The sequence below is a fragment of the uncultured Tenacibaculum sp. genome, from assembly GCF_947504135.1.
Taxonomy (GTDB): Bacteria; Bacteroidota; Bacteroidia; order Flavobacteriales; family Flavobacteriaceae; genus Polaribacter.
This window is the reverse complement of the sequence record NZ_CANNGG010000004.1, coordinates 195,766-215,932: the sequence shown is the minus strand read 5'-3', so window position 1 is coordinate 215,932 and position 20,167 is coordinate 195,766. Positions and strand designations below refer to the sequence as shown.

23 protein-coding genes are annotated in these 20,167 nt (G+C 30.9%); 7 read left to right on the top strand and 16 right to left on the bottom strand.

The annotated features are described in order from the left end of the window. Positions 1-7 precede the first annotated feature (7 nt). The 3 genes from Q0663_RS09980 to Q0663_RS09970 are packed head-to-tail and all read left to right on the top strand — an operon-like array spanning position 8 to position 2,213. Positions 8-1,126 (top strand): DEAD/DEAH box helicase, encoded by a 1,119-nt coding sequence (locus Q0663_RS09980; RefSeq protein WP_299010313.1) that lies wholly within the window; start codon positions 8-10, stop codon positions 1,124-1,126. Further along, positions 1,127-1,747 carry a trimeric intracellular cation channel family protein gene (locus Q0663_RS09975; protein WP_299010310.1) on the top strand — a complete coding sequence of 207 codons (621 nt, stop codon included), beginning with the start codon at positions 1,127-1,129 and terminating at the stop codon, positions 1,745-1,747. Continuing rightward, a complete protein-coding gene (locus tag Q0663_RS09970) occupies positions 1,737-2,213 on the top strand; it encodes a MaoC family dehydratase (protein WP_299010308.1) in 477 nt (158 codons plus the stop codon). Before Q0663_RS09975 ends, Q0663_RS09970 begins: the two co-directional genes overlap by 11 nt. Before the next feature lie 50 nt (positions 2,214-2,263). Here the strand turns inward: Q0663_RS09970 and Q0663_RS09965 are convergent, their stop codons facing one another. Both Q0663_RS09965 and Q0663_RS09960 read right to left on the bottom strand, forming a co-directional pair. Next, positions 2,264-2,695, bottom strand: a complete 432-nt coding sequence (locus Q0663_RS09965) for a hypothetical protein (protein WP_299010305.1) — start codon at positions 2,693-2,695, stop codon at positions 2,264-2,266. Between the two features lie 308 nt (positions 2,696-3,003). After that, positions 3,004-4,215, bottom strand: a complete 1,212-nt coding sequence (locus tag Q0663_RS09960) for a methyltransferase domain-containing protein (protein WP_047788847.1) — start codon at positions 4,213-4,215, stop codon at positions 3,004-3,006. Between the two features lie 61 nt (positions 4,216-4,276). On the opposite strand from Q0663_RS09960, the gene Q0663_RS09955 reads away from it, so the two are divergent. Further along, a complete protein-coding gene (locus tag Q0663_RS09955; RefSeq protein WP_299010298.1) occupies positions 4,277-6,808 on the top strand; it encodes a DUF559 domain-containing protein in 2,532 nt (843 codons plus the stop codon). Positions 6,809-6,817: 9 nt separating this feature from the next. On the opposite strand, the gene nhaA is transcribed toward Q0663_RS09955, so the two are convergent. From nhaA to Q0663_RS09930, 5 genes are all read right to left on the bottom strand, one after another. Next, complete coding sequence (nhaA, locus tag Q0663_RS09950) at positions 6,818-8,155, bottom strand: Na+/H+ antiporter NhaA (protein ID WP_299010296.1); 1,338 nt, start codon at positions 8,153-8,155, stop codon at positions 6,818-6,820. A 115-nt stretch (positions 8,156-8,270) separates the two neighbouring features. Next, positions 8,271-9,743, bottom strand: coding sequence for a hypothetical protein (locus Q0663_RS09945; RefSeq protein WP_299010294.1), 1,473 nt, complete (start codon positions 9,741-9,743; stop codon positions 8,271-8,273). Positions 9,744-9,798: 55 nt separating this feature from the next. Then, positions 9,799-10,440: a hypothetical protein gene (locus Q0663_RS09940; protein ID WP_299010292.1), complete on the bottom strand. Its 642-nt coding sequence runs from the start codon at positions 10,438-10,440 to the stop codon at positions 9,799-9,801. A 100-nt stretch (positions 10,441-10,540) separates the two neighbouring features. Next, entirely contained in the window at positions 10,541-11,350 is an 810-nt protein-coding gene (fdhD, locus tag Q0663_RS09935) for a formate dehydrogenase accessory sulfurtransferase FdhD (protein WP_299010290.1), read from the bottom strand. 149 nt (positions 11,351-11,499) lie between these two features. Continuing rightward, positions 11,500-12,687 carry a class I SAM-dependent methyltransferase gene (locus Q0663_RS09930; protein WP_299010288.1) on the bottom strand — a complete coding sequence of 396 codons (1,188 nt, stop codon included), beginning with the start codon at positions 12,685-12,687 and terminating at the stop codon, positions 11,500-11,502. Between the two features lie 134 nt (positions 12,688-12,821). Between Q0663_RS09930 and Q0663_RS09925 the strand changes: the two genes are divergently transcribed. Continuing rightward, a complete protein-coding gene (locus Q0663_RS09925) occupies positions 12,822-13,685 on the top strand; it encodes an outer membrane beta-barrel protein (RefSeq protein ID WP_299010286.1) in 864 nt (287 codons plus the stop codon). A gap of 75 nt (positions 13,686-13,760) precedes the next feature. On the opposite strand, the gene Q0663_RS09920 is transcribed toward Q0663_RS09925, so the two are convergent. From Q0663_RS09920 to Q0663_RS09890, 7 genes are all read right to left on the bottom strand, one after another. Next, the gene (locus Q0663_RS09920; protein ID WP_299010280.1) at positions 13,761-14,447 is read right to left on the bottom strand and encodes a hypothetical protein; all 687 of its coding nucleotides are present in this window, start codon (positions 14,445-14,447) and stop codon (positions 13,761-13,763) included. Continuing rightward, on the bottom strand, positions 14,431-15,348 hold the full coding sequence (locus tag Q0663_RS09915) for a hypothetical protein (RefSeq protein WP_299010277.1): 918 nt from the start codon (positions 15,346-15,348) through the stop codon (positions 14,431-14,433). Before Q0663_RS09915 ends, Q0663_RS09920 begins: the two co-directional genes overlap by 17 nt. A gap of 136 nt (positions 15,349-15,484) precedes the next feature. Next, positions 15,485-15,676 carry a hypothetical protein gene (locus tag Q0663_RS09910; RefSeq protein ID WP_299010274.1) on the bottom strand — a complete coding sequence of 64 codons (192 nt, stop codon included), beginning with the start codon at positions 15,674-15,676 and terminating at the stop codon, positions 15,485-15,487. A gap of 10 nt (positions 15,677-15,686) precedes the next feature. Then, a complete protein-coding gene (locus Q0663_RS09905) occupies positions 15,687-16,061 on the bottom strand; it encodes a hypothetical protein (RefSeq protein WP_299010271.1) in 375 nt (124 codons plus the stop codon). Positions 16,062-16,103: 42 nt separating this feature from the next. Continuing rightward, positions 16,104-16,430: a hypothetical protein gene (locus Q0663_RS09900; protein WP_299010269.1), complete on the bottom strand. Its 327-nt coding sequence runs from the start codon at positions 16,428-16,430 to the stop codon at positions 16,104-16,106. Between the two features lie 333 nt (positions 16,431-16,763). Beyond that, positions 16,764-17,024, bottom strand: a complete 261-nt coding sequence (locus Q0663_RS09895; RefSeq protein ID WP_299010265.1) for a hypothetical protein — start codon at positions 17,022-17,024, stop codon at positions 16,764-16,766. Continuing rightward, positions 17,011-17,238, bottom strand: coding sequence for a hypothetical protein (locus Q0663_RS09890; protein WP_299010263.1), 228 nt, complete (start codon positions 17,236-17,238; stop codon positions 17,011-17,013). Before Q0663_RS09890 ends, Q0663_RS09895 begins: the two co-directional genes overlap by 14 nt. Before the next feature lie 374 nt (positions 17,239-17,612). Between Q0663_RS09890 and Q0663_RS09885 the strand changes: the two genes are divergently transcribed. Next, positions 17,613-18,257: a PAS domain-containing protein gene (locus Q0663_RS09885; RefSeq protein ID WP_299010260.1), complete on the top strand. Its 645-nt coding sequence runs from the start codon at positions 17,613-17,615 to the stop codon at positions 18,255-18,257. A 36-nt stretch (positions 18,258-18,293) separates the two neighbouring features. Here Q0663_RS09885 and prmC read toward each other — a convergent pair whose 3' ends face one another. Then, positions 18,294-19,142, bottom strand: a complete 849-nt coding sequence (gene prmC / locus Q0663_RS09880; RefSeq protein WP_299010258.1) for a peptide chain release factor N(5)-glutamine methyltransferase — start codon at positions 19,140-19,142, stop codon at positions 18,294-18,296. 16 nt (positions 19,143-19,158) lie between these two features. After that, on the bottom strand, positions 19,159-19,650 hold the full coding sequence (locus Q0663_RS09875; RefSeq protein WP_299010255.1) for a GNAT family N-acetyltransferase: 492 nt from the start codon (positions 19,648-19,650) through the stop codon (positions 19,159-19,161). Positions 19,651-19,702: 52 nt separating this feature from the next. Between Q0663_RS09875 and Q0663_RS09870 the strand changes: the two genes are divergently transcribed. Beyond that, a complete protein-coding gene (locus tag Q0663_RS09870; protein WP_299010252.1) occupies positions 19,703-20,167 on the top strand; it encodes an LEA type 2 family protein in 465 nt (154 codons plus the stop codon).

Sequence of the window (20,167 nt, the reverse complement as noted above, 5' to 3'; positions counted from 1 at the left end):
TTATAGAATGACAACATTTACCGCATTAGGAGTACGAAAAGAATATGTTAAGGGATTGAAAGAGTTAGGAATAACAACTCCTACTGAAGTACAACAAGAAACTATACCTTATTTACTTGAAAATAATTCAGATTTTATAGGATTAGCACAAACAGGTACAGGGAAAACTGCTGCTTATGGCTTACCTATTTTACATAAAATAGATGCTTCAAAAGACAATATACAAGCGTTAATTTTATCACCTACAAGAGAATTGGTACAACAGATAAAGAAACAACTATTTAAATTTACGAAATATGTAGATGATAAAATTTTTGTAGAAGCTGTGTATGGTGGAGAAAAAATAGAGCGCCAAATCAACAATTTAAAAAGAACCACGCATATTATTGTAGCAACTCCAGGACGTTTGATTGATTTAATAGAAAGGGGTGATGTAGATTTAAAAAATATTAAAACCTTAGTACTTGATGAGGCAGATGAAATGCTTAGTATGGGGTTTAAATTAGAATTAAATCGTATTTTAAAATATACTTCTGGTACTCGTAAAACATGGTTGTTTTCGGCAACAATGCCAGATGAAATTCGAAGCATTGTAAAAAAATACATGAATGCTTCAGCAAAACAAGTTGAAGTAAACAAAAATGTATTGGTGAATGCCAACATTACACATCAGTTTGTAACAACTACGATCCCTGAAAAAACCGATGTTATTATTAAGTTTTTGGAAAAAAGACATACTGAAAGAGGAATCATTTTCTCAAGAACCAAAGCAGGAGCTCAAAAACTAACGAAAGAATTACAAGAAGATGGGTTTTCGGTAGAAGCTCTTGAAGGGGACATGCAACAAAAAGAACGTGATAAGGTAATGCGTGCTTTTAAAAACGGAAACCTACAAGTATTGGTGTCAACAGATGTTTCAGCCAGAGGAATTGATGTTCAAAACTTAGCTTTTGTTATTCATCATCAATTACCAGAACAACTAGAGTACTATACACACCGAAGTGGTAGAACTGCTAGAGCAGGGAAAAGAGGAGTTTCTTTAGCTTTAATTCTTCAAAATGAAAGAAGTCGTTTAGCTGAAGTAGAAAGAACATTACAAATACAATTCTCTGAAATATCAATATAAATGGATGTAATATACGCCATAGACATTGCTGGAACTTTTGCCTTTGCTATTAGTGGAGCATTAGTTGCTATTAGAAAAAAGTTTGATGTTTTTGGAGTCATTATCATAGCTTTTGTTACTGCCGTTGGAGGTGGAATGACTAGAGATGTACTTATTAATGCACATCCTATAAACTGGATTGGAGATATTAACTATATCTGGACAATATTAATAGCTGTTGCAGCAACTTTTTTATTTCGAAGTAAAATAGCACCGTTAAGAAGAACAATGTTTTTGTTTGATACTATTGGTATAAGTGTGTTTACGTTATTAGGTGTTCAAAAAGGAATAAACTTTAATTTACATCCATTTGTAGCCTTAGTTATGGGGATGTCTTCCGCAGTAATGGGAGGTGTAATTAGGGATGTGCTAACAAATGAAATTCCGTTAATTTTTCATAGAGAAATATATGCGTCAGCCTGTTTAGCAGGAGGAATTGTATACCTACTTTTATATCCTTTAAACATCAATGAAGATGTGCTTTTTGTTATTTCTGCAGGAATAATTATTCTTGTAAGAACAATTGCTGTACAGTATAAATTGGAGCTTCCTCGAATAAAAAAAGATATATTTGGTAAATAAAGGATATGAAAAATTAGTTGTTGAAAATTTAAAAGAACTTTCTAATATAGAAGGAAAACAGTTACCGGTAGGAGAGTGGTATACTGTAACTCAACAAATGATTAATGATTTTGCCAATGCTACATTAGATAAACAGTGGATTCACATCGATGAAGAAAAAGCTGCTAAATATTCTCCAACAAAAACAACAATAGCGCACGGATTCATGTCTGTTTCTATGTTATCGGAACTAATTTCTAAACAATTTGAAGTAAAAAGTGTAATTATGGGGTTAAACTACGGATTAAATAAAGTTCGTTTTCCAAACCCTGTGCCTGTAAATAGTGAATTACGTTTAATTAGTGCTGTTAAACTAATAGAAGATTTTCAGAATGGTAAAAAGCTAACTTTTGATTGTACGATAGAAATAAAGGGACAAGAAAAACCAGCCTGTGTTGCCGAATTTGTTTTTGTTCTATTTGAATAAAAAAAGCTACCTTAAGAAAGACAGCATTTAAAGTTTTATATTTCTTAGTATTATGACAACCAGCCTTTCGCTATTGTCTTTTTTGAATACATTAATAAAAACACACCAATAAGAATCACCATTATAGGCATTATGATGCTTCCAGGTTCGTATACTTCGGCTGCTTTGCTCATAAATAAGTTATACGGCATTTGAACTATAATAGCTATTAGCGAAATTAAAAACATAGGTCTTGCTAACTTTTTTCTCATTAATAAAAAAGCACTACCAATTAATCCACCAAAAACGGCAATTGCAAAAGCAGCAGTAACCCAAGTAGGAATATTTTCGTATAAAGCCCTTTCCGCCTCAGGTAAAGCGGCTCTGACTTCATCTGTCATATAAGCCAGCCCTAAATATTGCATAACTCCGAGAGCATTCCAAACTAAGGCTACAACACCAATAATCCAAAAAAGTGTAGTGGGTTTGTTTGAATCTTTCATAAAATATAGTTTTTAGTTAGTTACTGTTAAATGTAGTTATAAATAACTCAAAATCCAAAATAGACTGTAAATCAGAGAGTAGTGTAGGAGTAGAAAAGAAAGTAATTAACTAATAAATAATTAGGTCTTCTTAAAATAATGTTAAAGACTAATAATTAATGTAACGACAGTAGAGAGTAATCGTCATATAAACATATAGTTACTTAACAGGTAATGTTTAGTGATTAGTTAGTTTTTAATAGTTGATTGAAAGGAAAGGCTCGAGATAATATCTCGAGCCTTTTTTAATATATTTTATTTTTTATAGCTTACTTTCTTTCCAATAAAGCCATATAAAATCCGTCGTAACCAGATTTATGTGATAGTACTTTTTCGTCTTTTACAAATTTAAAATCTTTCCCCGCATCAGAAGCTAAAAAGAATTCAACTTGTTGTTGATTTTCAGATGGCAATACCGAGCAAGTAGCATACACCATTTTTCCGCCTGGTTTTACCATTTTAGAGTATTGTTGTAAAACTTCTTGTTGTGTACCACGAATTTTATCTAAGAATTCAGGTTGTAATTTCCACTTACTGTCAGGGTTTCTTCTAATTACTCCTAAACCTGAACATGGAGCGTCAATTAATACTCTATCAGCTTTCCCTTGTAACTTCTTAATTACTTTTGTTGAATCAATTACACGAGTATCAATATTATGAACTCCATTTCTACGAGCGCGCACCTTTAGTTTTTTCAATTTACTTTCGTAAATATCCATTGCTATAACTTGTCCTTTATTTTTCATTAAAGAAGCTAAGTGCAATGTCTTTCCACCAGCACCAGCACAAGTGTCAACAACCTTCATGCCAGGTTCTACATCTAAATAAGCAGCTACTAATTGTGAAGAAGCGTCTTGCACTTCAAAAAAGCCTTTTTTAAAGGCCTCTGTTTTAAAAACATTAGCTCTTTCTACTAATTTTAAAGCATCATCATATCCTTTAATAAATTCAGTGTCAATTCCTTCAGAAGCTAACTGTTTTTGTAAATGAGCTTTGGTTGTATTTAAAGTGTTTGTACGTAAAATAACCTCTGCTTGTTTGTTTAAAGCAGCTATTTCTTTGGTCCAAACCTCTTCACCTAATTCTTGTACACCAATTTCATCAATCCAGTCAGGAATAGACTCTCTAAACTTTCTTATTTTCAATAATTCATCAAATTTTCCTTTAATACGTCTAGTAGGAGTAGGTTCAATTTGATTCCAATCTGGTAACTGAATTCCTTTTAGTACACACCAAACAGCGAATAATCGCCATAAATCAGGACGAGAATACGGTGCTTTTACATTTGCTATTTCTGCATATAATCGTTTCCAACGAACCACATCATAAATAGTTTCAGCAACAAACTTTCTATCACGTGCTCCCCAGCGTTTATCTCTCTTTAAAGCTTTTTCAACAGCTTTGTCTGCATACACATCTTCATTAAAAATATCGCGTAAGCTATCAATAACCGCGAAAACTAAATTTCTATGTAATCTCATTTGATGAATTTAAGAGTGCAAAGATAGTTGATTTTAATGGCTTTTTGTATTTTCGTTCTTAATGAATTTAAACCACCCCGTAACATATATAAAAGGAATTAGTGTTGCCAGAGCAGAGTTACTATTTACCGAGTTAGGTATTAAGACTTGTAATGATTTATTACATCTTTTTCCGTTTAGATATATTGATAAAACACAGTTTTATACGATTAATCAGTTGCAGCAAAACTCTGCTGAAGTACAAATAGTAGGTAAGATTACGGGCGTAAAAACCGTAAAGCAAAAAAGAGGAAGTAGGTTAGTGGCTACTTTTTCAGATGCTACAGGTACTATGGAATTGGTTTGGTTTAAAGGTGTAAAGTGGATTAAAGATAGTTTAAAAGTAAATACTCCATATGTTATTTATGGGAAATTAAACTGGTATAATGGTATTCCTAATATGCCACACCCAGAAATGGAGACAGTAAAAGAATACAAAAGCAAGCTACAAATGGCTATGCAACCGGTATATCCTTCTACTGAAAAATTAAGCACGAAAGGAATAAGTAACAAGGTTATGCGTACGATGATTCAAAACTTGTTTCAACAAGCGTATAATGAAATAGAAGAAACTTTTCCGGCTTATTTTATTGAAGAACATCAGTTCTTAGGTAAAAAAGAATCGTTATTAAATATTCACTTTCCTAAGAATCAAGAATTATTAGCCAAAGCGCAATATCGATTGAAGTTTGAAGAATTATTCTTTATTCAGTTACAATTACTACAGAAAAAACTCATACGAAAATCAAAACTAAAAGGATTCGTTTTTGAACAGGTAGGAGAGGAGTTTACCAATTTTTATAATAATCATTTGCCTTTTGACTTAACAGGAGCTCAAAAACGAGTATTAAAAGAGATTCGTAAAGATGTTGGTTCTGGAGCGCACATGAATCGATTATTACAAGGTGATGTTGGTTCTGGAAAAACGATTGTAGCGTTATTAACTATGTTGTTAGCCATTGATAATGGCTACCAAGCCACAATTATGGCACCGACTGAGATACTTGCAACACAGCACTATAATGGGATTATAGAATTATTAGAGAAAACCAATATTAGAGTTGAATTATTAACAGGGTCTACCAAAACAAAAAAGCGTAGAGAAATTCATGAAAGTTTGGAAGATGGTTCGCTACATATCTTGATAGGAACTCATGCTATTTTAGAAGATAAAGTACAATTTAAAAATCTAGGGATTGCTATTATTGATGAGCAACATCGTTTTGGAGTAGCACAACGAAGAAAGTTATGGGAGAAGAGCCCAACCCCAGCCCTTCCCAAAGGGAAGGGAGAAGAAGTTCGTAAGAAGTATATGACAGCTCGTCCTTCAACATATAAACTTTTAAAAGAACTACAAGAGCAACGTAAAAAGCAAACAACACCTGCTGAGCGAGCTTTATGGGAAAGTTTAAAAACAAAACAACTAGGATATAAGTTTAGGAGACAACATATAATAGATGAATTTATAGTTGATTTTGTTTGTTTAGAGAAAAAACTTATCGTTGAAGTAGATGGGAAATATCATGAAAACCCTGAGCAACAAGAAGCCGACAATTTACGTACTGAAATTTTAACTGATTTTGGATATAGGGTAATTAGATTTACCAATGAAGAAGTTATTGGAAACACCGATAATGTTCTAGAAAATATAAAAGAAACTTTAAAAAGCCTCCCCTTAGGGGAGGTTGGAGGGGCTATTGTTCCTCCACATATTTTAGTGATGACAGCAACACCTATACCAAGAACATTAGCAATGTCGGTATATGGTGATTTAGACATTTCTGTGATTGATGAACTGCCTCCTGGTCGTAAAGAAATAAAAACGGTACATCGTTATGATAGTAATCGTTTAGGAGTTTTTAAGTTTTTGAAAGATGAAATAGCTAAAGGGAGACAAGCTTATGTGGTATATCCTTTAATCCAAGAATCTGAAGCGATGGATTACAAAGACTTAATGGATGGTTATGAGAGTATTTCTCGAGAATTTCCTTCTCCAAAATACCAAATAAGTATTGTTCATGGTCAAATGAAACCAGCTGATAAAGATTATGAAATGGAACGATTTGCCAAAGGAGATACTCAAATTATGGTAGCTACTACAGTTATTGAAGTGGGAGTAAATGTGCCTAATGCCTCTGTAATGGTTATAGAAAGTGCTGAACGTTTTGGGTTAAGTCAATTGCATCAATTGCGAGGTAGAGTAGGGCGTGGAGCTGAGCAAAGCTACTGTATCTTATTATCGAGTTATAAATTATCTTCTGATGGAAAAACTCGATTACAAACTATGGTAGAAACTACAGACGGTTTTAAAATAGCCGAAGTGGATTTAAAACTTCGTGGTCCCGGAAATATTATGGGAACACAACAAAGTGGAGTGTTAAACCTTAAAATAGCGGATGTTGTTAAGGATAGTCCAATATTACATGTAGCACGTAAAGCTGCCATAAATTTACTTCAAGAAGATCCTAGTTTATCTAAAAAAGAAAATGCCAACTTGCTAAAAACGTATGAAAAACTACGCAAAACAAGTGGCATATGGAGTAATATTAGTTAGAATTAAGTGCTAGCTGGAGCTAGTACTTAACTCTTCATCATTCATAGTGTTATCAGTTTTATTATACCTTAATATCAGATATCCAATTATAGCTGAAACAAGAGACCCTAGTAAAACACCGATTTTAGCTGATCCTAAAAACTCTGGGCTTTTTGCAAAGGCCAAACTAGCAATAAAAATTGCCATGGTAAACCCGATTCCTGCTAAAAACGATACACCTACAATATGTTGCATATTAATATCTTTAGGAATCTCTATTATTTTAAGCTTTTTAACTATGGTAATAATTGTAGTAATACCAATACTGTTTCCTAAAATTAAGCATAAAGCTATATGTATTATTAATGCTGAATCTAAATGCGCATTGCTATCAAATATTAAAACTCCGGCATTAGCTAAAGCAAAAATTGGAATAATTACATAGGCAACAATGTCGTGCAATTTGTGCTCTAAAAGCTGAAGAGGTGATTGATAATCTTCTATCCAATGATCTAAATTATCTATTTCAGAAATTTGTTCCTTAGAAAGTATTGGCATAGAGGTATCCTTAGCACTTTTAATGTTTTTTATTATTTGCGATAAGTTATCTATGAATTTAGGTGTGTCTACCTTTTGTCTAATAGGAACTGCAAAAGCCATTAAAATTCCCGCAACAGTTGGATGTATTCCTGCTTTAAGGAATAATACCCAAATAACTGTACCAAACATAAAGGTTATATAATGAGAATAAAAACCTCTATAAGCAATAAAATAAAGGAAAGCTAACAACCCTATCGAAATAGAAATTAAGGTAACATCAATACTACTGCTATAAAAAAGAGCAATTACTAATACAGCACCTATATCATCAACAATTGCAAATGCAGTTAAAAATACTTTTAAACTCAGAGGAACCCTGCTACCTAAAGTATTTAAAACAGCTAACGAAAAAGCAATATCTGTAGCCATAGGAACACCCCAACCATGAGCTGTTTCTGGATCTTCATTTAAAATAACAAAAAACAAAACAGGAAACAACATTCCACCTACAGCTCCAAAAAGTGGGAATGCTAGTTTCTTTGTAGTGTTTAATTCACCTATTAAAAATTCTCTTTTAATTTCTAATCCAATTAAAAAGAAGAATACTGCCATTAAGCCATCATTTATCCAAAGTATAAGCGGTTTGTATAATTCAAAATGCTCAGACTTGAACCCTATTTTGTATTCCCAAAGAGCTTGATAACTGTCTTTAAAAGGAGAGTTTGCCCAAATAAGGGCTAATAAAGTAGCTGCTAATAGCAAAATACCACTAGCACTTTCTGTTTTAATAAACTTTTGCAGTGGAGATATTATTCTCTTTTTAATCATATGCATATATAAATTGTGACTTACTAATTTTTGAAAAAAGTAAAGATATTAATTCTTTTTGTTTTGGAAAGCGAAGATAATTTATCAAAGTTTAACGAAAGGTTAAATTTTTAAATTACTTAACACTTAAAAAGGAAAAACGATACGAAATTCCTAAATTTAATTGAGTGCTACTTAAGCTTCCTCCTCTTGCTTTTACATAACCTGCTCCTAATCTTAAATTTAACTTATTGGTAAGTTTTTGATTAACTCCAATACTAGGTTTAATTATTAATCCTTGTCCTGTACTAATGCCACCACCACCGGCTGCACCACCTAATACTTGCGCGAAAAGAGAGGTTTTACCCTTAAAAAACTCATTGGTTTGAGCTCCTAATCCTACAACTCCTTCAGCATAAGCTCCTGCATCACCAAAATCAGCAAATGAGGTTTGACCTGCTGCGTACAAATACTTATTTAAGAAGAAATTTAGCTGTAATGAAATTTGATGCATGTTTTGATTAAATCCGCCATCTCTTGCTGCATCTATGTATAAGTCTTGCTTAATAATAGTTTCAAAACCTTTAAACTTACCTTCTGTAAATTTTCTTTCCTCAGGTAAAATACCATCTCTGTCTACATAATATTTTAGCCCTAAACCGAAAGTAGATGAAACGAAGTGTGAGTTAGGACTCATCATATATCCCTTATTAATTGAGGCGTAAACATTATCAAATAATTTTTGCTCTAAAGAAATATCAGGATAAATTAAAAAACCTCCTTTGGTATCCACTCCGCCACCGCCTCCGGCGCCTACCCCAAATTTAGTTAAAATATTCGTACGATTTTTATTCATTGACAAATGATATCCACTACCTAAGAAAATATCCATATAACCTGCTTTAATTCCATGGTATGCACCATCAGCTTTTACGAAAAAGAAAAAGTTATCTGTGATATAAGAATTTAGCTCAAAACCGGCTAAACGTATTGTGTTTCCTTCATAAGAACCTTTGGTTACTTTGGCATTATTTAAGTGAACCAATAATGAAATTCGATTACTTAAAGTATTCCATGAAGAATTTTTTAGATTTTCAACAGAAAAAGTATTTTCTCTATCTTCAAATCTTGCTGTTTTAAATGATAAAGGTACTTGTACAGCAACATTAATTTGGCTACTATTAATTGTTCCTCCATCAAAAAAGTCTACATAACTATATCCTGCTGTTGCTGAAAAGTGTTTAAAGTCATACCCCAAATTAAGGTGAGGTAAAATGAATGCACCTCCACCATCAGGGGCAGATGCGCCACCTCCGCCACCAAAGTGAAGACCAGCATCTATAAAAAGTTTATTAGTTATTTTTTTTTGAATTCCGGCATTAATTCCCAAAGTAAAGAAACCGCCACGAATACCTCCAACAGCTCCATATAAACCAACTCCTGCATAGCTCCAATTATTCAGTTTTAGGTTGTAATGGAGTCCTGTGTAGTCCATATTTTGTTCTCCTTCAGGCATTTTAATTGACAGGAAGTCTATTTGTCCGAAACCTACTTGTGTTTTTTGTTCTGGAATACTGCTCGTTTGAGCGTAAAAAAAATGAACACTCATTAGTAAAACTACTATGAGTGCTCTTTTAAAAAAAATGTTTAACATTTTAGTTTATTTAGTTATGTATTTGTTGACGTTCTCCGTTTATATATGAAGCTATAAAAGCATCTTCAAACCCTAATTTAATCAGTTCTTTTTTCAATTCTCTTGCTTCATCTAATGTTAAGAATAACCCTAAAGAGTACTTAAAGTAACCTTCGGCATTAGCAACTATTGAAGGGATGACCTTTGAAGACAATAAAGGGTATTGCTTGTCAGACAATACACCAATTTGAACAGAGTATATAGTTTCATCTCTAGTTCCTTCTGCTACTTCGTTTGTAGCTTTTTCAATATCTATACTAGATGCATCAACTCCATTAGAGGCTTCATCAATGTCATTGTTATTTCTAGAAGCTCTTGCTTCAGCTCTACTAATACTATCGAGTACTCTATATGCTTCTTGTTTTTTTACCGCTTCAACATCTATGTTGTTGATAGCGCTGCTACCACCATAAGCATAAAAGTAATATGCTGCTCCTGAAGCTACTCCTAATAAAAGCCCTAAAAAGATTGATAATCCTCTTGAGCTTCTTTTAAATGCTGAAAATTCTTCTTGAGTGCTAGCTAATTTATTTTCAGCATTTTCTCTTTCTAATTTTGAACTATCTAAGTCTTCTTGTATTAACTTAAACTTTTCTTCTTCTATAAAAGGCATAAGTATGTGGGTTGATTAGTTAATGTTTTTGGTGCACTAAAATACAAATCTTTTTTTTATCGTTAGATATTGATAAAAAAGTTATTCTTGATCCCTAAAGCTAGGATAAAAAATGTGGGTTGGCATAAATAGTCATTTTATCATCTCTGCTAAAACCAATGAGACAGATTCCGAATTCCTTAGCAAAATCTACTGCTAACGATGAACAAGCAGAAACAGCAATTATGAATGGGATTTTTGCTAAAAAAGCTTTCGATACGATTTCGTAAGAAACCCTACCGCTTACCAACATGTATTTAGCTTCTTTAAGTTTCGAATTACTTATCAAATCACCTACACATTTATCAACTGCATTGTGGCGACCAATATCTTCTTGTATGGTTAAAAGTACATTTTTTTTATTGAAAATTGCGCAGGCATGACTTCCTCCAGTTGTTTCAAATACTTTTTGTAATTCTTTCATTTTTAAAAACATATCATCTACAACATAAATAAAAGATTTAATATTTTCAGAATCTTCATTTTCCAGAGAATTTCCTGATACTTTTAAATCTTTTAATTCTTTTTTTCCGCAAATACCACAAGAAGAAATAGATAAAAGAGTACGTTTGTTTAAATAGCCCTTTCCTAATTTTTCTTTCGCAATAGTTACATTCATTATGGTAGAAAAATCTTCTTCTGTTTTTACAACACTTAGTTTGAAGTCTTCATTTTTCTTACAAATATCTTCTGCAAATAATAAGCCTTTTATCAAGGCTTCATCACTTCCAGGAGTACGCATAACAACGGTATAAGGTTCATTATTTATATTAATTTGTAAAGGTGCTTCAATAACTAGGTTATCCTCTAGTTTAATAGATGAGTATTTAGATAACTTAACAGAATGATATGCGCTTGATTGTTTTGTCATAAAAACAAATTTAGACAAAAGGAAGGTAAAGAAAAAAGCCTTGATTTAAATATCAAGACTTTTAACATGCTTTGAATCCCCTAATAAACAAAACATTTCTTAAATATAAGAAAGTTTTATCAGTTTTACAATTTTATTTTTTTGTAACACTATAGAATATTGGTTTTTATACAATTAATAACGACTAAATCATTGTTTAAATTTGTTGAGAAAAAAAGAAATGTATCCCCTCCATCTTTTAATTTAGTTTCTTTTCTTATTTGTGCTACATTTTTAGGGAAATTACGTGTCGTAATATTGGCTTTATCTACCTTTATTTCCTTTTTTAGTTTCTTTTTATTGTATGGAAAAACAGAAATAATTTCAAAAACCCTTCCAGGAAAACTTTTGATTAATTTTTTAGAAGTATACAAATGAGAATGCTGATGAATCTTGTGTACTTTTAACTGACTTGCAACCTGATTAAAACCTCCAGATTTCATAATAGCTGCATTAGGTTCATATAAGTACTTCTGAGGTAAACAATAACCAAAATTAACTTCATTATCTGAATTAAAATTAAATTCTTGAATTTTGTTTTTCAGAAAGTTAACCGTTTTTATTTTAACCAAATCTTTAAACTCTTTTTTTAGTAAAAAAAGTAGTTCTTTCACCTCGTTATTAACAGCTATAACGTGAATTTCTTTAACAAATTTTAATTCATTTATTGTTGAAGTTATATCTAGAATAGGAGAGTTCTTAATTAAAATAGTATCTGATTTATCAAATAAGAAATCTAAATTTTCAGGTACATTTGGTAAACAATCTTTTAACAAAAAGACTTTTCCTTTTATGTCATTTCTACGAGATGGATCTATATAAATACAATCAAATTTTTGAGGTGTATTTTTTAAGTGTTCTAATCCGTCACCAGCTATTGTTTCTACATTTGAAACACCTAATTGTTTGTAATTATGAGCAACAATTTCAGATAAATCACTGTTAATTTCACAATGCACAACATTTTTAAAATGTTTTGAAAAAGCATAACAATCAACACCAAAGCCTCCAGTAATATCTATTATTGACTCTCCGTTAATTAATTTAGACTTGTACTCAGCTGTTATTTCAGAAGAAGTTTGTTCAATATTAATTTTTGAGGGGTAATAAATATTTTTTGTTTGAAACCAGGTGGGTAATTTTTTCTCTGATTTTTGTTTTGCTATAATTTGATTGGCTAATTCTTGTATAGAAACATCTTTAAAGGGACTTCCCTTAAAAATTAATTGCTCTATATTGGATGTTAGGTTATGGTTAATATAATCCTGAACCTCAGTATTTAAAATGTTTTTATTCAAAAAAGAAGTGTTTTTTTAAATGCTTTTTACTACAATAATACTAATAATTTAACAGTTATAAAGTTTTGTTAATCCTATATTTTCATTAGGTTTGTTTACTTAATTATCAATTTAAAGTTAACAAATAATTTATTATGAAAAAAAGTATTTTAATGCTTGCTATGATTTTAGCAACAATGAGTGCAAGTGCTCAATTTTATGTTTCTGCTAGTGGAGGTTATTCAATATCTAGTGCTGGTGTACGTTTTGGTACTGAAACTACTGCATCTGGAGTAGAGAACACTTACGGTAGTTATGGTGAAGGACTACATACTCAATTAAGAGGAGGGTATTTTTTTAACGACACTTTTGGTGTTGAAGTTGGTGTTGGATACTTACATGGAGCAGATCAAACTATAAACAAAGTAAATCTAGCAGGTCAACCTGAAATTGATATTTACTCAAGAGGTAGAGCTTACGGTGCATCTGCTTCTTTAATTTATAAGTTTACTAATAACATCTATGGTAGAGTAGGTTTTTTAACAAAAATAGGAGGTAAAACTGAAGCTGTTGGAAAAATGCATGGAATTAAATTACCTGCAGGAACATTACCAGGTGTGCCAGTAGAAACAACTTTAGATGTTGATTTTGTTCATGATTTTAAAGGACGTTTTCCTTTAGGTGCTATTGCAGCAATTGGTTATAAGCATGATTTATCTAAAAATGTAGCTATTTTTGGTGAATTTGAGTATATGGGAATTAGTGTTACTAGAGATACTTCTAAAATGTCTGAGTTTTCAGCTTCTATTAGAGAAAATGGAGCAACATTAAATATCGATCAGGTAAGAGATATTTTAACAGCAGGAGGAAATTCTGCAGCTGCATTATTTCATGATAATATAGAGTATGTTGATGAGTTACCTTTAGGAAACACAGATACTTCTAAGCAATTATCTCAAAAAGTTCCTTATTCTTCTTTTGGAATTAATTTTGGTATAACTTATACTTTCGGTAAATAATATTTTTGAGTTATATAAAAACTAAAAGAGCAGCTATGTAGCTGCTCTTTTTTATTATAATAATTTTTCACTAGGTTAATTGTACCCTTTAACATCTCCCATATCTAATACTCCTACAGCCATTTCATGTTTTGTTGGTAATATTGCTCCAGATTCAGTTGTGACCCAATCACTCCATGTGGCTTCCATTCCGCCTGTTGGGATTATAGAAACCCACATTTTGTAACTGGTAGGTCTGCCGTTTTCGTCTAAAATCCATAAATAAGAATCTCCCGGAGTTGATCCTCCCGTGGTATAAGTAATCAATAAAGCGTCTTTACCTTCATATTGTACAATTCTTCGCTCAATTCCGTTTTCAAATACTTTATAAGGAGCTACTAACCAAAAACTATCATTGTTAAAGTAGTCTATTGCTTTTTGAAGTATTTTGTTGTCTTTAACTTCTTTTTCGTTTACTAAAACAACACTTTTTTCGGGGCTTTTTGTATGCAAGATTACTTTATTGGTATCCCACGATACTTCAACAATATTTTTTTGTTTGTCCCATTTATAAAAATGCTTTCCTCTAAAACTCCACTCAATAAAACGAGTATCTTTATAAGCTTCATAATTCAATGCTTCAAGCATTTTAGTAGCTAAAGCATCTGCTTCAGGTCCTTGTTTGCCTGTAGGAAGGCTTTCGTTGTTTTTAAAGTAAAAAACGGCTAATAGAATAGCTCCAACAAGTAATAATACTCCTAATATTTTAAATAACTTCTTCATTTTTACTCATTAATTGTTTTATTCCTTTGGCTAATTCGTCTGCTGCTGCAGGGTGATTTCTAAACCAAAGTTCTGGTTCAATTAGCTCTAATTCAGCGATAGCTAATTTACCATTATTATCAGTATAAACATCAACTCGTGCATAAATAGGAGTTTCTATACAAGCTTTAACGGCATTTTCAGCAAACGTGATTTCTTCTTTAGTAGGTGCGTAGGTGTGAACCGAGCCTCCAAAATCGTCTTGTACTCTAAAGTCTCCTGATTTTGCTATTTTTAAAACAGCATGTGTAAACTTACCATTCATAACCATTAACGAAATTTCTCCTTTTTCAACTATGTTATACTGAAAAGGCTGAATAATCATAGCTTCTTCTGTAATTAACGAAGAAAAAGTCTCTTCATACTTGTTTATGTTTTCTGAATTGATTTTATAGGTATGTCTTGCTGCTCCTGAAATACACGGTTTTAAAACAAACTCTTTTAAACCAAACTGAATTGAAAGTTCTTTAAGGGTTTTAGTAGTGCTTTGTTCTATAAAATATGATTCACAAATATGCACTCCGTTTTGTTGTAAATCTTGTAAGTAATGCTTGTCAATATTCCAACGAATAATTTTTTCTGAATTTAATAGAATAGTTTGCTGACTCACATTGTTTAACCATTCAGAAAATTCAGAAAATCGATCAAAATAGTCCCAAGTGGTTCTAAATAAAACATATTTTGTTGTAGACCAATCAAAAGTAGTGTCATCCCATGAGAGACGAGTTGCTTTTAAACCTTGGTTTTCAAGAGCTATTTTCACATAATTATCTTCATCAAGTACGTTTTTAGTGTATGCGTTAATTTCAATCGGATTTACATACCTCTTATCTGTTAAGATAATTACATCGTATTTTTTCATGAGCTATTTTACTTTTTGTTAAATAAGTCTTTACTGATATAAAAATATTAGTTACAATTTAGCATGTTTTTTTTAAAAAAAAACACTAAAAAAACAAAACTAGTATTAAATAAAAAAAGTGCTTACCTAAGCACTTTTAAAATATATCTTTTACTAAATCATTCATACTATCGTATTCTTTAAATAAAAAGCCAAAGAAATCTTTGCTCTTTTTTTCTTGAGCCTCTATTATTCCTTCAGAAAACCTATACTCTCTAAAGGTTCTTAACTTGTTATTTAAGTCTTTCTTTAAGCCTTTTTTTATAGGTAAATGATCTGTATTTTTCACAAGTATATTTTTATAACGCGTTATTTAAATCTACTTTATATTTGTTTAATAAAGCTTTAGTAATACCTAAGTTAGCTTCTTTAGAATCTACAGCTAAATAAATAAAGTAAGTACCACTTGGCGCAATGTTTATAACGTGTACTTGACTAGATAATGTAATTGTAATATCCTGTATTTCTTCGTTTAATTTTAAAGCTTCAATTGCTTTTAATTTAGCTTTTACTACCCCTAAGTTGTATGCAGAAGCAAGAGTAGGATCGAAATTAGGATCTACTGTAAAAGATTCGTAAGCTTCCCCTGAACCTACATCTGTAACAGACACTGCAATAAACCCTGGAACATTAGTTCTTAAGTTTTCGATAAAATCATTTAAAATTTCCTTCATTTTGATATATAATTAATTGTATTAATATATTTCTATATAAAATTATAGAGCTAGTTTTTTTAAGGTTAGTTTCATTATAGCTACCTTAGATATGTCATCAGCCATTAAACAAACAATATGTTTGTTGCTATATTTATTTATTACCACTAGTTCATTATTTGAGTTTAATACTAGCTGATTAAGCTTATCAGATTCTAAAACGTCTTCGAAAAATTCATGAGACATTGTAACCATAACAGCTAACATTGCTGCTACATTATGTTCGTTAGTAACATTGTAAGAATCTATAATATGACCTTCAGAATCGAATACAAGTCCTTTGTTAGCCTCCGATTCTTCGACTAACATTTGTAAGTTTATTTCCTCCATTATGTTCAACTGTAAGCATTAACGTGTAGTTAATACTAAATTTTGTTTCCTATGCACTGATTTAGACACACCTATTTTAAATAGAGTCACAAAAGTAAGTCTTTATTTTAGTTAATTAATTTTGTTTTATCTTTTTTTGTGATATCTTTATCAGAAAACTTTATTAAAAGAGGGTAAAAAAAAAGACTAGATTTTATAGGGACACAAAAATAAGTCTTTATTTTAGTGAATTAATTTTGTTTTATCTTTTTGTGATATCTTTAACAGAAAACTTTTTTAAAAGAGGGTGAAAAAAAGACTAGATTTTTTTAATCTAGTCTTTTTTTGTGAGTATTAATCACCTTGTGGTTTTTGTTTGTTTTTAAACTTTACTAAGTCAAGAATGTTTTCAAACCTAGGTTGGAAAAAGAAATCGTAAACAGCTTCTTTTAAATTATTTGTATTATTAATAGATTTAGCTGTTTCTTTTTCATCGATTGTTGAATTATCTAGCAGAACTTTAGTTTTGTATTCATTTTGAAAAAAAAATATAAAATCCTGGAATTCAATATCATTTGTTGTTTTTTGAATATCAATAGTTTTATAAGACTTCATTTAATTCTTGTTTGTATTTTCTTAGCATAGTCCTAGTAAGGGTTAAATTAGCCTTGTTAGAATCAACAGCCAGATAAATAAAATACTCTCCACTAGGAGATATATTAACAATATGTATGTGGTTATCTAACTTGAAGTGAATGTCGTTAATGTTTTCTTTCAAACCTAAAATATCAATTGCTTTTGTTTCTAAAAGTAGTTTTTGTAAATCCAATTTATATATAACTTTCCACTAAAAAAAGTTTTTTTAAAAAAAAGAAAAAAAATTATTTTAAAATGAATAATGTAAGTTTTTTGTTAAAAAAAAGCAATAAACAAAACTAAAAAACTAATTAAGAATATATTATATAATCCAAAGACCTGTATTTAACTTTAAATTAACTCTAACTTAATTTTATAAACTATTTTTATTAATAGAGTATGATTTTTGTCATGTTTTAAAAATAAATTGATCTTTAGGTTTGTAGCAGCTGTGTTAAGAATACTTCATCAAAATGATTTTTTTTCTCAGTTGTTTTATCACCCGATAATCTAAACGTAAACAAAACACATTTTATAAATTATGAAAACATAAATCAATTTAATTATATGACAACTAACTCTGAGAAAAAGTGGGAAACCTTAAAAAGAAATCCAAAACTACCAACCCCAACCCCTGTAGACCGAGAAATTACACTAGATGAAAACGCCATTCTTTTAAGTATTACAGACACTAGAGGTGTAATTGAATACTGTAACGAAGACTTTGTTGAGTCTTCTGGTTATGAAGAATACGAATTAGTAGGATCTGGTCATAATGTTGTAAGACATCCAGATATGCCAAGAGTAATTTTCAAATTAATGTGGGAGCGAATTCAAAAGAAACAAAACATAATTGCTTTCGTTAAAAACATGGCTAAAACAGGTAGATATTACTGGGTAATGACTGATTTTGTTGTAAAAGAAAATGATAAAGGACAGGTTGTAAACTACAAAGCATTACGAAAACCAGCACCGAGGAAAGCTATACAAGAAATCATTCCTTTGTATAAGAGATTAAGAGAAATTGAAGATCTTAATGGAATTGAAGCTTCTGAAAAGTTTTTAAAAGGTTTTTTAGATTCTAAAAACACTGATTATGATACTTACATAGAAAGGTTGATTACAGATAACTTAGGTAATCTTTCAGAAACTTCTGGAGCTGCTGAAAAGAAAAAAGGATCTTTCTTTAAAAGATTCTTTAGAATAGAATAATACTTAATATCAATTTCCCCTGTAAAGGTTTTATGTTTAATAAGTTGCTTTAATCATTCGATTGTTGCCAAACAAATCTTTTCGAAGTTCAACTTTAGTAAAACCTTTACGCTTTAACATTTCTATAGTTTCAGGGCCTAAATACTGATTAATCTCAAAAAAAAGCAATCCATTTTTAGTTAACGACTTAATGGCTAAATCGGCTATTTTTTTATAAAAAATCAAGGGATTATCATCATCAACAAATAACGCTAAATGTGGTTCGTTTTCTAAAACATTGTTTTTGATTTCTACTTTTTCTAATTCGCGCACATAAGGTGGATTAGATACTATCACATCGTATTGTCTAGATAAGTTCTCAGTTTGTAATATATCTTGAAGTATAAAAGTAATTTCAGCTTTGTTTAACGAAGCATTCTCCTTAGCTACTTTTAAAGCTTCCTCAGATACATCAATAGCGCTTACGTTAGCACTTGGTATATTCTTCTTTAGGCTAATAGGAATACAACCGGTACCTGTTCCTATATCTAAAATAGATAACTGTTGTTTATTATCTTTTACCTCATTAAGAATCCATTCAACTAGTTCTTCGGTTTCTGGTCTCGGAATTAGTGTGTTTTCATTTATCTTAAAGGGATATCCGTAAAACTCTGTTTTTCCTAATATGTACTGAATAGGCTCTTCTTTTTGTAATCTAGCAAGAGCTGTATCTAAAAGATCACACTTTTTTGAAGGGATCTCTAAAGTTGGTTGTAAAGTAAAGTCTATTCGTTGTAATCCTAAATATTCTTCTATCAACAAAAAAAAGAAAGTATCTATTTCTGTTTTAGGAAATATACTTTTTAATTCTTTAGTAAATTGTAATCTAAAATCTTTTAACTGCATTGACTTTTAGTTTATTTTATAAATCTTTTAGCATCCAAACATTACACGAATAATGGCCTGTGTTTCCCATAGGCTTATCAAGATTTACAAATCCGTTTTTCATATATAAAGCTCTCGCAGCTTCCATGTATGGCATGGTTTCTAAATAACATTGCTCATAACCTTGTTGTTTAGCCCTATCCAAGCAATAATCAATTAATTTACTTCCTAAACCTTTTCCTCTAGCTATAGGCAAGAAGTACATTTTTTGAAACTCACATACGTTACCTTCAAACTTGTCTAAAGGAGCAAAACCAGCGCCTCCTACAACTTTTCCTTGATGCTCTACTACAAAATAACCAGCCTTATCTTTTTGGTAAGTTTCGTACATCTCATCGGTAGCTTTATCTTCATAAGCAGTTCCTACTTTAGGTACTCCAAATTCGATTAACACACCGCGTATAACTGATGCTAACTCCGCATTATCTTGCGGTTTTACTTCTCTAATAATAAAATCAGAAGGTATCATAAGAATATAGTACTTTTGCTAAAGCAAAGTACCCAAAAAAACACGAGTTTTCATGAAGAAAATCATATATTTTTTACCTTTTATACTTTTTGTAATAAGTTGTTCTGTAAAACAAAAACCTATCTTCTTAAAAATTGATGATATAAAACTACTATCGGCTACTACCGATACTATTAGAGTAGGGGTAAATGCATATTTTAAAAATCCTAATGATATTGGTGGTAAAATTGCTACAGATGAAATTAAAGTTTTAGTAAATCAGGTTCAAGTTGCTCAGGTATCTTCAGAAGAATTTAAAGTTCCTGCTCGTAAAGAATTTTCTATTCCTTTAAAAGTAGTGATTCCTTCTAAAAGAGTTTTTGAGAATAATAAAAACGGTGTTTTAGGCGGGCTTCTTTCTTCTTTACTAAATCAAAGTATAAAAGTTCAATTTAAAGGAGGTTTAAAATATAAAGTGTTAGGTTTTTCGCATGTGTACCCAATTGATCAAATTGAAGATTTAAAAATAAAATTATAA

Bases quoted from the DNA above. Each gene is read 5' to 3' on its own strand.
- Q0663_RS09980 (WP_299010313.1), top strand. From the start codon at position 8: ATGACAACATTTACCGCATTAGGAGTACGAAAAGAATATGTTAAGGGA.
- Q0663_RS09975 (WP_299010310.1), top strand. From the start codon at position 1,127: ATGGATGTAATATACGCCATAGACATTGCTGGAACTTTTGCCTTTGCT.
- Q0663_RS09965 (WP_299010305.1), bottom strand. From the start codon at position 2,695: ATGAAAGATTCAAACAAACCCACTACACTTTTTTGGATTATTGGTGTT.
- Q0663_RS09960 (WP_047788847.1), bottom strand. From the start codon at position 4,215: ATGAGATTACATAGAAATTTAGTTTTCGCGGTTATTGATAGCTTACGC.
- Q0663_RS09955 (WP_299010298.1), top strand. From the start codon at position 4,277: ATGAATTTAAACCACCCCGTAACATATATAAAAGGAATTAGTGTTGCC.
- nhaA (WP_299010296.1), bottom strand. From the start codon at position 8,155: ATGATTAAAAAGAGAATAATATCTCCACTGCAAAAGTTTATTAAAACA.
- Q0663_RS09945 (WP_299010294.1), bottom strand. From the start codon at position 9,743: ATGAGTGTTCATTTTTTTTACGCTCAAACGAGCAGTATTCCAGAACAA.
- Q0663_RS09940 (WP_299010292.1), bottom strand. From the start codon at position 10,440: ATGCCTTTTATAGAAGAAGAAAAGTTTAAGTTAATACAAGAAGACTTA.
- fdhD (WP_299010290.1), bottom strand. From the start codon at position 11,350: ATGACAAAACAATCAAGCGCATATCATTCTGTTAAGTTATCTAAATAC.
- Q0663_RS09925 (WP_299010286.1), top strand. From the start codon at position 12,822: ATGAAAAAAAGTATTTTAATGCTTGCTATGATTTTAGCAACAATGAGT.
- Q0663_RS09920 (WP_299010280.1), bottom strand. From the start codon at position 14,447: ATGAAGAAGTTATTTAAAATATTAGGAGTATTATTACTTGTTGGAGCT.
- Q0663_RS09915 (WP_299010277.1), bottom strand. From the start codon at position 15,348: ATGAAAAAATACGATGTAATTATCTTAACAGATAAGAGGTATGTAAAT.
- Q0663_RS09905 (WP_299010271.1), bottom strand. From the start codon at position 16,061: ATGAAGGAAATTTTAAATGATTTTATCGAAAACTTAAGAACTAATGTT.
- Q0663_RS09900 (WP_299010269.1), bottom strand. From the start codon at position 16,430: ATGGAGGAAATAAACTTACAAATGTTAGTCGAAGAATCGGAGGCTAAC.
- Q0663_RS09895 (WP_299010265.1), bottom strand. From the start codon at position 17,024: ATGAAGTCTTATAAAACTATTGATATTCAAAAAACAACAAATGATATT.
- Q0663_RS09885 (WP_299010260.1), top strand. From the start codon at position 17,613: ATGACAACTAACTCTGAGAAAAAGTGGGAAACCTTAAAAAGAAATCCA.
- prmC (WP_299010258.1), bottom strand. From the start codon at position 19,142: ATGCAGTTAAAAGATTTTAGATTACAATTTACTAAAGAATTAAAAAGT.
- Q0663_RS09875 (WP_299010255.1), bottom strand. From the start codon at position 19,650: ATGATACCTTCTGATTTTATTATTAGAGAAGTAAAACCGCAAGATAAT.
- Q0663_RS09870 (WP_299010252.1), top strand. From the start codon at position 19,703: ATGAAGAAAATCATATATTTTTTACCTTTTATACTTTTTGTAATAAGT.